The sequence below is a fragment of the Paenibacillus sp. 01T424 genome, from assembly GCF_056398745.1.
Genome location: NZ_JBFTPZ010000007.1, coordinates 159,636 through 174,046 on the forward strand (window position 1 = coordinate 159,636; position 14,411 = coordinate 174,046).

Consider the following 14,411-nt stretch of genomic DNA (forward strand, 5'->3'; position numbering starts at 1 on the left):
ATTTAATGAGATAAAAGATAAAGCATATTAAGGTGGGGCTCAAAATGGAAGAAATACAAGGGGATTTATTAACATCGGAAACGTTGAAATCGGATTTGATTAAGCTCGGCGTACAACCTGGAATGACGGTTATGATGCATACCTCGATGAAGGCGCTTGGCGGTTTTGTATCCGGCGGGCCGACTGCGGTAATTTTGGCGATAGAGTCATGTCTGACAAGCGAAGGTACACTTGTTATGCCAACGCATACGCCTGATTTGTCTGATCCTGAAATTTGGCGATACCCGCCAGTGAAGGAATCATGGTGGCAGCCGATCAGAGATACAATGCCTGCTTTTGAAGCAGACCTGACTCCTTGCTTAGACATGGGAGTTATAAATGAATGTTTTAGAAAACAAAATGGCGTCGTTCGAAGCAATCATCCACAGGTTTCTTTTGCAGCGTGGGGCTCCCAGAAGGATAGGATAACTGCAAATCATAGCTTGGAATACAGTCTGAGTGAACAGTCTCCGTTAGCGAGGCTTTATGACTTGGAGGGCTGGGTGCTTCTGCTGGGCGTTGGTCATAATAAAAACACTACTCTTCATCTAGCGGAGTATCGGGCTGAGTATGCAAATAAAGCAGAAACGATTAATAAAGCACCGATGCTTGTAGACGGAGAGAAAAAATGGGTTGCGCTGCGCGACGTTGATTTTGATACGGATGATTTTAATCATTTAGGCGAGTGTTTTGAGAAAGAAACAGATCATGTTAGCAGAGGAAAGGTCGGTAATGCGGACGCGCTGCTCATGCCAGTTAAAGCTTTAGTTGATTACGGAGTAAAATGGATGGAAGCTAATAGAGGCCGCTAGTTTCCCTTTTGTAATATTTTTCCCCAATGTCGAAATACGGTGGTATGATGAGAAATATAACCATATTCATCAGGCAAAGCTTTCAAGAGCAATAACTTGCTAGTGAGCGAACAGAGGGGAAGCGAACGAATGATAACGCTATTGAAAAAGCATCTGATTGTCCGTGTTTTATGCGCTATGACCGTAGTTATGATATTGATCGCGGGAGGCTACATAGGAACACAAGTAGTGCAAACCAATTCTGCAGTTGAAGAGGCGATTAACAGCTACAATATTCGAATTGCAGAGAGCTATGCGGCCACGCTTGAGTCGGGGGAATTTACGGAATTTCTCAAGCAGCCTGAGGAAACAGAGCTATACTGGTCAATTCGCCAAGAGCTCAGCTATTTCCGTTCGCAAATTGGCGCAAGATACGTCTATTTTGTTCGTTTTGATGAAAATCGTGAACCGAGAATTATGATTGACGGTTTGCCTAAAGATGATAGCTCAGCTTCCCCTATTAATGAAGTAACAGATATGCCGGCTTCGGCGGTTGAACATATTTTTGCTGGAAGAAACGCAAGCTCTCCACTAATTGAAAACCCGGTATATGGTTCTTACTTGTCTGCCTATGTACCTTTGAAAGATGACAGTGGCGCAGTGGTTGGAGCAATTGGCATTGATACGGATGCCGCTGTATTCCAACAGCTGGCTAAGAGTGTCATAAAGGAAAGCATCCCACTCTATATCATGATGCTAGTCATCACGCTTGTTTTAATCGGGGCGATCATCTGGTTTGTCCGTCGTTCGCTTCAGCCTCTGGAGACGGTAACTGCCAGTGCTGAGAAGATGGCTTTAGGTGATCTGGTGGAGGCGAATGCGATTTTGCGAGCAAAGCCAGTCAAATCTGTTGATGAAATAGGTACGGTATACAAGGCGATGCTTACGATGTCCGAGCATTTGAATGAGCGAGTTCGAGGAGTAGTTGTCAATGTAGAAAAGACGTCTGAGCAGCTCGTTTCATCAACACAATCCTTTGCAAGCAGTGCTGATCATATGCTGCAAATGGGCGAGGCGATGAATGGTTCAGTTCAGCATATTTTCGAGGGTGCACATGCCCAGAAAAAAAGTGCAGACGACAGCGCACTTGCGATGGAGGAAATTGCGCAGGGAATCGTTAAGATTGCGGAATCTTCATCCACCGTTTCGAGTGCAGCGGTACAGTCACTAGAAATCGCACAATCGGGCGAGCAAGCGATGATACAACTGAACACACAAATTAAAAATATTTCGGCTTCTGCCGGTCAGACACTGCATATTGCAAGGCAATTGCAGAGCTATACAGGTGAAATCGGTCATGTCATTGGCTCCGTTCGCGATTTTGCTTCCCAGACCAAGCTCCTAGCACTAAATGCATCGATTGAAGCAGCGAGGGCTGGTGAGCATGGAACAGGCTTTATGGTTGTAGCGAAAGAGGTAAGCAAACTAGCGGAAGCTTCTGCTTCCTCCGTACAGCAAATTTCATTGCTGCTTGGCAATATTGAAATAGAATCAGGGAAAATTAGCGAAGAGATGGAGAAAGCCTCAAGAGATATTGAAGACGGAGTTTCTTTATCGGGTGAAGCAGCCGAATCTTTCTTGCATGCTGTTGAATCGTTCCGACTTGTGAGCGAGCAAATTATGGAGGTATCGGTGACGACGGAGCAGTTAACAGCTGGTTCTGAGGAGGTAGCCGCTACAGTGAGCAGTATTGCGCATATCGCAAGAGATGTATCGGATCAAACGGAGCAAATTCAAATGCTGACTGCACAGCAGCTGGACATGATGAAGCAAGTACATGATGTGTCTGTGGTGTTAAGCTCTAATACGAAGGATATGAGACAAGCCATTGCTCAGGTAAATGTTTGATTTAAGCAAGTAAAAGGCTGCCAATGCTGGCAGCCTATTTTTTATTTGCATATTAACTTATTACTTAAGCTTCTATGGGCTTAATCGCTTCATATACATAATTTTGTTTGCCGTTTGATGGTGCTTGGCCATAGTTGTAATCAGCTGACACAATTACATCGGAAAAACCAATGTTTTCTAAAATAAGCTTAAACTCTTCGACACCGTACCAACGTAAGGCAAATCGCTGCAGCTCAGTTTGGATAAGAGCGCCGTTGTGCCATTTTTCATATTTAATATATGAAATCTTATATTGATTGTATAAGTCGGCTTCAACAAGCTTGTCTTCCATGGTGATGATGTCTCCATCCGGCAGGTTGAATGTCGACGTACCGCTGTATTGCCCACAACTGAAATTGTTGTCAGGCAGAAACAGGTCAAGTATGATACGTCCCCCTGGCTCAAGATGATTATACAAATTTTTTAGAGCCAGAAGTGATTCGTCTCGGTTCTCTATTAATAGGAATGAACCGCCTGGGATAATGATTGCTTCATAGCGATGAGGCAAATCAAGCTGTTGCAAATTTGACTCATACAGCTCAGTAACGAGCCCGCGTTCCTCACAGCGTTGACGGCAGGATGCGAGCATTTCCGCTGAATAATCAACGCCATCGACTTGCAGCCCTGCTTCTAGAAGCGGAACGAGAACACGACCAGAACCGGCCATTGCTTCGAGAATACGACCCTTGCAATCTTTCAGTCGATCTTGGTAATATTCTAAATCGCCACCGATAGATTGACCTGTTTTCTTGGATAAATCATAGACCACTGTACAAAGTTCTCCATAATAACTAAACGACATACGTAATTCCCTCCGATAATTAGATGTTTACGGAAGGGATTGTAATGATTATCCCTTACGCACCTTAATAATGAACGTACCGGAATGTAGTTTTTGCATGATAACCACTCGCTTTCTTGTAAAGTTATTATAAGTATAGGCAATGGGTAAATATAGGTCAATATTTCCAGAAAAAAGATATTTCTAAATTCTCATTTACAACGGGTTCATTTATACTATTAATGAATGTTGGTCTATGAGAGGGTGATTATGGAATGCATGTAAACTGTATGTTGTGCAGAAAACCATTTGATATTAATCACAGTGATCCTCAATATCGAAGGCTCATTGAAAAACAAACGAAGTATTATATTTGTCAGTCATGTCATTCCAAAACAACAAAAGAAGCCAGTGCTATGAGCGAGATTAAGCCAGAAGGCCTTGATCCCAAAGGGTATGACAAATTAATAACTTAATTGTCTATGCTTTATGATGAACAACTACAAAACCGACCCACAAAACCCACCCACAAAACCAAAACACAAAACCCAACCATAGAACCTACACACGACACTCGGTAACGGACAGGAGAGACCTTATTTGCCGTAAATCGTACTTTTTCTCGATCTAACGGACATAGGATCTCTTATTTCATGATATCCGAATGAATTTGGGGTCATTTTGGGCAAATAGAGGATCCTATGTCCGTTAGAAAGCAAATTAGCCTTTATTTTGAGAAATAAAGGCTTATATGTCCGTTAGGACGGAACCTAAGCACAGTCGAGGTAATCAACGAGCCACATCGTATTTATTTATTGAGATGAAGCTTTTTATCCAAATATTTAAGAGCTTTCTCCGTACAAACATCGCTCAGCTCTGCTTTGACGATAGCTCTGGTCTCTGCTAGATTATCGTGAGCAACAGCCTCTTTACCAAGTGTGGTTTGAAGCCAGTGATCTGAGCTTTCAAAGCACATGCTGCTCCAACCGCCATCGAAGTCAGCTTCCTGTGCCCCGGTAATCACAATGTCAGCAAAGTTTTGAAGATCAACAAGCGCCCGATCGTAGTCTTTCTTCTGCTCTTTAGCAGTCAGCCGGCTTTCCTTACGTAAATTGCGTGAGTCGATATTGCCTGCTTCCTTAATAATATGATAAATATTTCTGGCTTCTTGGGACATAAGCCCGCTGCTATAACGTTCCTCAACGCTTTTTCCTTGGGATAACAAGAACGGGATATGAGGAAACAAGTCAACGTGAATAAAGGTTAGTTTGCTGCCAAAAAACTTGCCATATGCCGCATGCTCATCCTTTACGATTTTAACCCGCCATATCCACGGATCAAACTCAGTTTCTGTATGCCAGCTGTCACTAGGAACCACGGCAGTGAGGGACGGATGCTCAGGGATAAGGTCAGAGAATGGAAATATCTTATATTGACTGACTAGCTTTACGAACTCTGGATAAGTAGTAATGCTCATATATACACTCCTTATAACGTTTACTCCTTTATTCTAGTTTTCTCCTGTCTAATCCTTCCATACATCGACTTATTAAATTTGATTTAAAAAAGTAACTTTTTTACAGTATCTGGCGTCACTATAGAAGAGGTTAAAATGGAACAGCTTTTTGCTCATGAAAGGACTGGCGAAAAAGTGAAAGGAACATTCGTTTCAGCTGTCATTACGGTGCTGCTTCTTGCTGGTTGTGCAGCCGAAAGTGTTGGCCCAAAAGCAACAAATGTACAGGAGCAGCAACGGGTTCAAGCTAAACTAACAGGGTTATTGGATAAGAAGACTAGTCCTTCATTTAACATCACAGATGCGAAAGAAATATCTATTTCCAGAGCAGCGGGTGCCAAGTCTGTTGAGTCAGTGTACACGGATCAAAGGAGGCTGGAGGCTTTTGTCAGCGCTATAAATACGGCAGTACAAATGCAAGGGATTTTAAATATGTCGAAACCGATCTTTACGATTACGGTGAAACAGCCAATCGTGAAAAACACCTTCAACCTTTGGATAAACGAGAGTTCTAAACAGGGCGTTATTATGGATGTGAAAGATACACATAAAGGCTTTACATTAACAAAGGAAGCGACGAATGAATTACTCCAAATCATTCAAGAGGACTCACAGCTCACTGAGCAGAGTGAGTTCGTTATGCCGCTTGCCTATGAGAAGGTTCAAAACGATCAGAAGGTTGCGAAGGTAGATCACTTTCAAATGGAGCAGCTTATTAAAGAACAGAACATTAGTGGCGGAAAAATTAGTATTTATTCGAAGTCGGGCGACGTTGAGCAAGTGTATGGTGCTTTCGAATCTGAAGCTGGTCTTTATGAGCTTGGGGCAGTCGGAGGCATGCACTCACAAAACAATGATGAGCTTCTATCGGTCAAAGAGCTAGAGCTTTATGGTAAGTCGCTTATTCGAATCGACGGTGTCTTTGGGGCAAATGCACCGATACACAACTATTTTGAAATGAAAGATGGTAAACCTATTCCATTCCTGCTCGTAGACACGGGTCATGCGAAAGAAGTGGATGTAGACGGAGATGCCATCGAAGAAGTGGTCTCGAAACACGGTCTACCACTGCTCACTTTTGTTTACAAATGGGAGGATGGCGCTTTTAAAGTTGGCGAAGTGGAATCGCAACAATAATAAAATTCGCAGGAGGTTTTAATGATGAAAAAATGGATAAAAGCAACGACAGCTGCACTAACAATAGCGGGTGTACTTAGTGCGGGTTCTGCAACGATGGCGGCATCTGCACCCAAGGCAACCATTAAAATGTTCATCGATGGCAGGCTCCAAGATGATGTGCTCAACGTGAACGGCAGAACAATGGTGCAGCTCACAGCCTTTAATGATCCTGAAAAACTCAAATATTCCTACGAAACGGCTACCAAGACGATTGTGATTCAAAATCCAGCTCGGAAATTGACTGTTCGATTAAAGGACGGACTAAAATCAGCTGATGTAAATGGGAAAAAAGTTCCCTTAGATGCCCCAGTTACCGTAAAGAAAGGACGTACTTACGTTCCAGTTCGTTTTGTTACGGAAACACTTGGCGGAACAGTAGGAAGCGACAGCACAGGGAAACAGATTATTGTAAGAACACCGTCGGGTGAAGAGCGGTTTAAAACGCTGAGAAATGGCGATCTTACAGAAGCGCGAAAGCTAGCGATTCATACTCCTGGAGTTGACAATGGGATGGATATTGCACCATATGGTGAAGGCTTCACTTTCGTGTATACTTTCCCTCAAGGGGAGGCACTCCGTTATACCTTGGAATATAGAGGTTTAATCACGTATTATGAAATCAACGATAGCGGTATTAGTGAAGTAAAATGGCAAAAGGATCTATTGGGGAAAAACGGAGAAGCGGGCAAGGAACCAAAGCCGTTTGGCGATTCCGTCTATTTCTTAGATAACTTTATGGCGGATTGGCTGAATTATGGGACAATTGACAGCAACGGAAAGAAGACGGAACTAGGCTCTATCGATCGTTATACGAATAAAGAATTTGCTAATGTCGTCATTTTACCAATTGAGGGAGAAGTACGAACAGATATTAAATAATTAAAGGATTCTATAAGGAATTAGAGAGGAATTAACATTGATTAGAAAAATAGACATCACAGATGCTGCCATAGCAGAGGAAGTATTGCGTATACAGCTTCCATCCTATAGGGTGGAAGCAGAGCTCATTGATTTTTATGAGATACCGCCATTAAAAGACACCGTAGATACGCTGCGTAATTGCGGGGAGACCTTCTATGGTTATTATATTAATAATGAACTGTGCGGAGCCATCGCCATCATGATTGATAATAACATCATAGACATTCATCGGCTCATTATCCACCCTGACCATTTTAGAAAAGGAATCGCGAAGCAGCTGCTTCAACACATCGAAAGCGTTGGAGTCAGCGGAAATGTGATCGTCGTATCAACGGGATCTAAAAACGCTCCTGCGGTTAACCTTTACAAGCAAAGCGGATATGTTGAAACGGGAGTTATTAAAGTGGAAGAACGGCTATCGCTCACCTCCTTCCAAAAAACATTAAATTAACTCTGCTCTCGCACGTACTGAAGGAGTTTGATGATTTGTATCAGTTAGCCAAGGAGCTTAGCGGCTCTCAAGAGATTACCGTCTATGAAGCCAATCAATTATTTGGGGAGATCGGAAAATATCGCTTCTTGCAGTTCTCTGATCATGCGATTCAAGGGGCGATAGATTTGAAGGATCCGAAGCGAGTCGTCATGGAGTATCCGCGTGCGATCATGCATCTGATGGAAAATAACGATCAATCGTTCGAAAATGTTTTTATGATTGGTCATGGAATTGGAACCATCGCCGGACACTATTCCGATAAACGATTTGTGATAGCGGAAATCAGTGAGAAGGTAGTTGAGCTGAGCAGAACTTATTTTAGCTATAGCGAGGACAATGTTGTAATTGGAGATGGGCGGCAGATCCTTGAAAATCAGGCGTCCGGCGGCTTTGATTATATTATTTTGGACGCCTTCACGAAAGAGGGGACACCGTATCATTTAACGACATTGGAATTTTTTGAGTTAACGAAAGAGAAGCTGAACGCAATCGGTTCGATGATTATGAATCTCTTCGGAAAAGTCAGAAACGATAAATTAATTAATTCAATTTATTCAACGCTGAAAGAGGTCTATCCGTATACGAAAGCCTTCTCTCTGCCTGCAGAAGATTTAGCCGATACTCGTAATATGATCATCGTCGGTAGTAACAAAACGCTCAGCTTTCAATCACGGGAAATGGCTGGTTTCCTCGAAATAGAATTAGAAGAAGGGCATCGCATCGCGGACAAACGAAAAGGATGAACCGACTATACGGATCATTTGTTGTCACGTATGATTTTTCGATATTCGCGCGGCGTCATGCCGACAATTCGTTTGAAATGGGTGAGGAATGCATCGATATTTTTGCAGCCGACCTCTTCCGCAATGCTGCTAATTTTTAGCTGGGAGTTCCTAAGGAGCTCGCAGCTTTTTTTTATGCGCAGATGCTGCAAGTAATGCAGGAAGGTTTGTCCGGTATGCTGCTTGAACACTCGGCTGAAATGCCGCTCGCTCCACTCGCAGCGATTTGCAAGCTGGCTGATGGTTACATTCTCATGAGCGTGCTGCTCAATGTAGTTCAGCACATGATGGAAGCGGGCGGAAGAATTCTCTTCTAATAATAGCTCCTTAGCGTCCTTCATTAATCGATAGACGGATAGAAACAGCTGCACTAGCAGCGTTAGCAAATAAGCCGATGACCCACTCCGCGGGAGCTCATATTCACGCAGCAGGCTGCGAAATAAATCTTCAATAACACTATCCGAGTCGAACAAGGAGTGGAAAGTGGATGCATCATTAAAACAGGTTTCCAGAAAATCAACGATCTCCTGATCGCCAATCCAGTCTTTCTGAGATTGAAGGAGCGAGGGCATGAAGACGCAATTATATACAATTAATGGTGAGCTGTTGCGTGAAGGTGTTGAAGGACGAAAGACATGCGGAATGCCAGGCGGCAGAATAAATAACATCCCTTTATAAACGGGGACGACGTCATCCCCTATATGATGAAAGCCCTTGCCTTCAGCTACATAAGCAAGCTCAATGAAAACATGATTGTGCAGCGGCAGATCAAAGTCTTCCTCGGCGCGGTTTACGAAGATGAATTTACTCTTTTGAAAATATTGCTCGCTCTCGTAAAGCAGCGTATGCTTGCTTGTCATCAGCTTTCATTCCTTTCATCCGATGTCGTTTTTCAGGGAATAAATGTCCGAAACAGGGGTAATTGAGTAGCATGATTTTACTATAATTAGAGGTAGAATGCACGTGCAAACCTACGATTACTCGCTTAGAAGGGGCGGAATAACATGATGGATTGGGATTGGAAAGCGAATTGGATTTGGGGCGGAGAAGCTGAAAGCCCTCGCAATGAATGGCGCTGCTTCAAAAAGAGCTTTGATGTTGCACCATCATCGGATGATTTTGACCAAAATACTCAAACAACACTGCGAATTAGTGCGGATTCTCGCTATGTTCTTTATATTAATGGCAAGCAGGTAGGACGCGGCCCTGTACGTTCATGGACCGTTGAGCAATTTTATGATGTGTACGATATTGGCCATCTGCTGGTGCCTGGGCAGTCAAATACGATTGCGGTGCTCGTACATCATTTTGGCGTAACGACCTTTTACTATTTAAGAGGCCGCGGCGGGCTGCTTGTGCAGTTGGATAGGAGCAGTGAAGAGGGAACGCAAACGCTGCTTGAATCAGATGATACTTGGAGCACAGCTATTCATGAAGGCTATCATACACGTACGCCTCGAATGTCTTGTCAGCAAGGCTATTCTGAGTATGTTGATGCTGGTTCATGGGACAGCGATTGGACTACAGCCACGGGTAGTGGTGATGCTTGGGAGAAAGCAGCGTTACTAGGCGTTGTTGGCACTGGACCGTGGAAGACGCTAATAGAGCGGGACATTCCGCTGTTAGCAGAGTACCCTGTTTATCCTTCCCGCATTTTATCTCTGAGCAGCGTTAAGTCCTTTAGCTTCTCTACGTCAATTGATATTCGCAATCAAATGGTTGAAGGCAGTGAGGACCATGCAAATGTTGTCGGCTTCACGGGTTATGCGGCTACCATTCTCTCTGTCCAAGAAGACGCGGATATTATACTCGGGTTCCCATTTGCGAGTGAGTGCGTAAGAGCAGTCTCAATTAATGGGGTGAAGCTGGATTCGGATCAGTTCACAGGAGTGCTCCCTGAACGTTATGCAGAAGTGACAATTCAAAAAGGCGAACATTTACTCTTAATTGATGTGAGTGGAAGCATGCATACAGGTCAGCTGCACCTGGGCATCTACAGTGAAGTTCCGATTGAGGTTCGATCACCGCTAGCTTCTGAGCAACAGTCAGTAGGTGCATCAGCTTTTATTAGCATTGGTCCTTTTGACAGTACCGTATATTTGGATCATCAGGAATCGAGACAGATTGATTTTGAGGATGCGTATTATAAGCAAGTAATAGATAAGGTATCTTCCATTCAAGATTTGGATGCCTATTCTCCATATATTCGTTCTATTAATGAGAGTCTAGTAAGTGAAGTAGATGTATTCGGTCTCTCTGTCTGGAAGAAGGAAAGCACTCCACATGTTATTCCGGTGGCTTTGCAAAATCTTGTTATTCCGAACGCATCGCCGGGAGTTATTCCGATGTATCCAGGTCTAGATACAGAAATTATTATTGATTTCGGCAAGGAGCTTACGGGTTATCTGTCATTTGAGGTTGAGGCAGAAGCGGGTGCTATTTTAGACTTTTACGGATTTGAGTATATGACAGAGGATTATCGCCAAGATACGTTTGGACTGGACAATACTGTGCGCTATGTATGTAAAGAAGGGAGACAGACTCATGTCTCTCCAATTCGCAGAGGCTTGCGATACTTGATGCTGACTGTCCGAAATGCGAATACGCCGGTCAAAATACAAAATGTTCATTATATAGCAAGCCATTATCCAGTAGCAGAGATTGGCAGATTCCAAAGCTCAGATCCTTTATTGAACGACATATGGGAGATTAGCCGCCATACGACGAAGCTATGCATGGAAGATACTTTTGTGGATTGCCCAGCTTATGAGCAAGTTTTCTGGGTGGGGGATAGCCGCAATGAAGCACTGGTTAGCAACTACTTATTCGGCGTAAATGATATGGTTAAACGATGCTTGCGTCTTGTACCGGGATCGAAGGATCAAACGCCTTTATACGTAAATCAGGTTCCGAGCGGCTGGAGCAGCGTTATTCCGAACTGGACCTTTTTCTGGGCTATTGCATGCCGTGAATATGTTGAGCAAACAGCAGATCTTCATTTTGCCCAAGAGATGTATCCGCATATCCGTTTTACGCTAGAGCATTATTTGAAGGAAATCAATGAGGATGGATTGCTCGCTATTAAGGGCTGGAACCTGCTCGACTGGTCGCCGATTGATCAGCCTAACGATGGCATTGTCACACATCAGAACTGCTTCTTAGTGAAGACGCTGCGAGTTGCCTCTGAGATGGCTGGTTTTTCCGGTGATGAGGAAGGGCGCTCACGTTTTGCGGCAGCAGCCGATGATCTTCAAGCGGCGATTAATCAGTATTTGTGGTCCGAGGAACAGTCTGCCTACTTGGATTGTATCCATGTGGATGGACGCAGATCAGACATCTTCTCCGTGCAAACACAGGTGGTCGCTTATTTGACAGACGTTGCGCAAGGAGAACGTAGAAGCATTATGGAGAAGTATTTGCTGGAATCGCCTTCCCATTTTGTTCAAATCGGCAGTCCATTCATGTCTTTCTTCTATTATGAAGCATTGTCAGCATCGGGACAGTATTCTACGATTGTTGAAGACATCCGTCGCAATTACGGGCAAATGATCGAGCATKACGCGACAACTTGCTGGGAGATGTATCCGAACTTCTCGGAAAATAGAGCGAATCCGAATATGCTGACTAGAAGTCATTGTCATGCTTGGTCGGCAGCGCCAGCTTATTTCCTTGGACGCGAGGTGCTTGGCATTCGCAGTACAGCAATGGGCTGGACGGAGGTCGAAATTAGTCCTAATCCTTGCGGTCTTACTTGGGCGAAGGGCAGCGTTCCTCTCTCCGATGCAGGGCAAATCGATGTATCGTGGAAAGTGATCGATGAGAAAATCATTGAGGTTTCCATTCAATCCCCGGCATCGGTAAAAGTGAATGTTAAAATACCAGAAGGATACGAAGGTATCGTTCGGGAGAAAAAAATCTTTTAGCAGAAGTATCGGTTGAATTACGCTCAATGGAATGAAGATGCAAAAAAGCTCTCGCTGTCAGTAGACAGTTGAGAGCTTTTTTTATAGGAGCGGTAAAATGCATTTGAATTATTTTAGTATAGATCGAACATGTTGACTTCATAGCCTTGTATCTTCAAATATGTAAACATCTGCGCCCGATGATGCTGAATATGGGTCGTAATCTCAATCAGCCATTTTGCCTGTACCGAACCGTGTTCTAGATAAAATGGTTTTGTTTTCTTGTGCAGGAAATCCTCATCCGGAAGACTTTCCATATAAGCTCTGACTTCATGCAAACCAGTCGTGAGCCAAGCAATTAGTTTCTCGTGGTCTTGATCGGCAGCTATATCCGCTTCAAGCTTGCGGATGACGGTTTCATCGTTCTCCTGAAGAATGAGCAGATCAACCGAAGGAATAGATACGATATGTTGGACAAGCTCCAGCAGCGTCCTCATATTGTCATGCGGTCTGTATGACCAATGATCGGTTGAGATTTTGCGAATCAAATTGGAAGAGGTTTTCGCGATATGCTCCAATTCCTCCAGCAGTAATCCTTTTACTTCATTAATAGTTTGAGATTGCATTGCCTTCACTCCATTCTTCTTAATTATAGTATTGTTGTCACCCTTAGTGGGCTTAATACTGATTGTAGCTTATAATAGTGACAGTAGTTGTCATAATTAAGAAATGAATGGAGAATCAATATGTCAAAATCGAAACGGCTCATTGAATTGATGATGACTGTTAATAGAAAACGTAAGTTCAACGTCAAAGAACTCGCGGTTGAGTTTGAAGTGTCGACAAGAACGATATTGAGGGATTTGCAAGAGCTGAGTGAGCTGGGCGTTCCGTTGTATTCGGAGGTAGGGCCGCATGGCGGGTATCAGGTATTAAAAGAAAGGATATTGCCTCCGATTGCTTTTACGGAAGAAGAGGCTGTTGCGATATTTTTTGCCAGCCATGCTTTGAGGCACTATTTATATCTTCCCTTTGAACCTGAATCATCCTCGGCACTCAGCAAGTTCTATTATTACATGCCTGGTGATGTGCGGGATCGTATTGATCAAATGAAAAATCGTGTTGATTTTTTCACGCCTGCTCGGCAAATGAAATCCCCTTATTTATCGATCTTGCTTGAAGGGGCTATTCACCAAAAAGTGTTGGTTATCGAATATGAATCACGAGAAGGTCGGTCAAGCCGTCAAATACAACCGATTGGCATATATGCAAGCAACGGATTATGGTACTGTTCCGCTTACTGTTTTCTTCGTGCTGAATTGCGGTTGTTCCGTTGTGATCGAATTCACTCCGCTGTAGAGGATACATCTGATTTGGAAGCGCTGGATTTGCGGCATGTAAACCTTGGGAATAGCGATGAGGTTTTTCAGACGCAGGAGACATATGTTAATCTTTACGTTGAATTAAGCAGAGAAGGCTTGCAGCGCTGCGAGTCTGAGCTATGGCCGCTGCCCAAGCTGAATATTCGCGAAGATGGTACAGGCTGGATAGATGGCGATATTCGAAAGGTTGATCTTTCGTTTTATTCGAAGTTTTTTATGGGTTTAGGTAATGAAGCAACAGTTAAGGAACCGGTTGAACTAATAGATCGCATGAAAAAGATATTAACTGAAGTCATGGCTAAATATGCGTGAAGTTAAAGGATAAACAACAAAATAAAATTAATTTCAAAAAACACTTGCATTAGTAGGCGAGTACATGGTATATTCTTATTCCGGCCAAGAAACACACCGGAACAAAAGAAAAACAAGCAAGACAAACGATAGAAAAGTTTGCTCTTTGAAAACTGAACAACGAGTAATAACTGCCTTGCAAATCCTTCGGGATGAGCAAATATAGCGATAAAAGTAATGAGCAAGTCAAACACCAATTTGGAGAGTTTGATCCTGGCTCAGGACGAACGCTGGCGGCGTGCCTAATACATGCAAGTCGAGCGGAGTTGATGAGGTGCTTGCACCTCTGATRCTTAGCGGCGGACGGGTGAGTAACACGTGGGTAAC

Annotated in this window: 13 protein-coding genes and 1 rRNA gene; 10 read left to right on the forward strand and 4 right to left on the reverse strand. The window is 43.5% G+C overall.

Annotated features, from left to right (window positions below; genetic code table 11):
- The first annotated feature begins 44 nt into the window (after window positions 1-44).
- A complete protein-coding gene (locus AC1DPK_RS08790) occupies window positions 45-851 on the forward strand; it encodes an AAC(3) family N-acetyltransferase (RefSeq protein ID WP_477510038.1) in 807 nt (268 codons plus the stop codon).
- 129 nt (window positions 852-980) lie between these two features.
- Window positions 981-2,738 (forward strand): methyl-accepting chemotaxis protein, encoded by a 1,758-nt coding sequence (locus tag AC1DPK_RS08795; RefSeq protein ID WP_477510039.1) that lies wholly within the window; start codon window positions 981-983, stop codon window positions 2,736-2,738.
- A gap of 64 nt (window positions 2,739-2,802) precedes the next feature.
- Here AC1DPK_RS08795 and AC1DPK_RS08800 read toward each other — a convergent pair whose 3' ends face one another.
- Window positions 2,803-3,579, reverse strand: a complete 777-nt coding sequence (locus AC1DPK_RS08800) for a class I SAM-dependent methyltransferase (RefSeq protein WP_477510040.1) — start codon at window positions 3,577-3,579, stop codon at window positions 2,803-2,805.
- Between the two features lie 254 nt (window positions 3,580-3,833).
- Here AC1DPK_RS08800 and AC1DPK_RS08805 point away from each other — a divergent pair, with 254 nt between their 5' ends.
- Window positions 3,834-4,034 carry a DUF2197 domain-containing protein gene (locus AC1DPK_RS08805; RefSeq protein WP_441884278.1) on the forward strand — a complete coding sequence of 67 codons (201 nt, stop codon included), beginning with the start codon at window positions 3,834-3,836 and terminating at the stop codon, window positions 4,032-4,034.
- 332 nt (window positions 4,035-4,366) lie between these two features.
- Here AC1DPK_RS08805 and AC1DPK_RS08810 read toward each other — a convergent pair whose 3' ends face one another.
- Window positions 4,367-5,035, reverse strand: a complete 669-nt coding sequence (locus tag AC1DPK_RS08810; protein WP_430060693.1) for an AlkZ-related protein — start codon at window positions 5,033-5,035, stop codon at window positions 4,367-4,369.
- Between the two features lie 135 nt (window positions 5,036-5,170).
- On the opposite strand from AC1DPK_RS08810, the gene AC1DPK_RS08815 reads away from it, so the two are divergent.
- The 4 genes from AC1DPK_RS08815 to AC1DPK_RS08830 are packed head-to-tail and all read left to right on the forward strand — an operon-like array spanning window position 5,171 to window position 8,410.
- On the forward strand, window positions 5,171-6,211 hold the full coding sequence (locus tag AC1DPK_RS08815; protein WP_477510041.1) for a YhfM domain-containing protein: 1,041 nt from the start codon (window positions 5,171-5,173) through the stop codon (window positions 6,209-6,211).
- Between the two features lie 21 nt (window positions 6,212-6,232).
- Entirely contained in the window at window positions 6,233-7,132 is a 900-nt protein-coding gene (locus AC1DPK_RS08820; RefSeq protein WP_477510042.1) for a copper amine oxidase N-terminal domain-containing protein, read from the forward strand.
- 37 nt (window positions 7,133-7,169) lie between these two features.
- Window positions 7,170-7,625, forward strand: a complete 456-nt coding sequence (locus AC1DPK_RS08825; protein WP_477510043.1) for a GNAT family N-acetyltransferase — start codon at window positions 7,170-7,172, stop codon at window positions 7,623-7,625.
- 17 nt (window positions 7,626-7,642) lie between these two features.
- Complete coding sequence (locus tag AC1DPK_RS08830; RefSeq protein ID WP_477510054.1) at window positions 7,643-8,410, forward strand: spermidine synthase; 768 nt, start codon at window positions 7,643-7,645, stop codon at window positions 8,408-8,410.
- A 14-nt stretch (window positions 8,411-8,424) separates the two neighbouring features.
- On the opposite strand, the gene AC1DPK_RS08835 is transcribed toward AC1DPK_RS08830, so the two are convergent.
- Complete coding sequence (locus AC1DPK_RS08835; RefSeq protein WP_477510044.1) at window positions 8,425-9,309, reverse strand: helix-turn-helix domain-containing protein; 885 nt, start codon at window positions 9,307-9,309, stop codon at window positions 8,425-8,427.
- 144 nt (window positions 9,310-9,453) lie between these two features.
- Between AC1DPK_RS08835 and AC1DPK_RS08840 the strand changes: the two genes are divergently transcribed.
- Window positions 9,454-12,372: a family 78 glycoside hydrolase catalytic domain gene (locus tag AC1DPK_RS08840; RefSeq protein ID WP_477510045.1), complete on the forward strand. Its 2,919-nt coding sequence runs from the start codon at window positions 9,454-9,456 to the stop codon at window positions 12,370-12,372.
- A 113-nt stretch (window positions 12,373-12,485) separates the two neighbouring features.
- Here the strand turns inward: AC1DPK_RS08840 and AC1DPK_RS08845 are convergent, their stop codons facing one another.
- Complete coding sequence (locus tag AC1DPK_RS08845; protein ID WP_477510046.1) at window positions 12,486-12,977, reverse strand: DinB family protein; 492 nt, start codon at window positions 12,975-12,977, stop codon at window positions 12,486-12,488.
- Window positions 12,978-13,097: 120 nt separating this feature from the next.
- On the opposite strand from AC1DPK_RS08845, the gene AC1DPK_RS08850 reads away from it, so the two are divergent.
- Complete coding sequence (locus tag AC1DPK_RS08850) at window positions 13,098-14,045, forward strand: helix-turn-helix transcriptional regulator (protein WP_477510047.1); 948 nt, start codon at window positions 13,098-13,100, stop codon at window positions 14,043-14,045.
- Between the two features lie 234 nt (window positions 14,046-14,279).
- Window positions 14,280-14,411: ribosomal RNA gene (locus AC1DPK_RS08855) — 16S ribosomal RNA — on the forward strand; the annotation flags it as partial.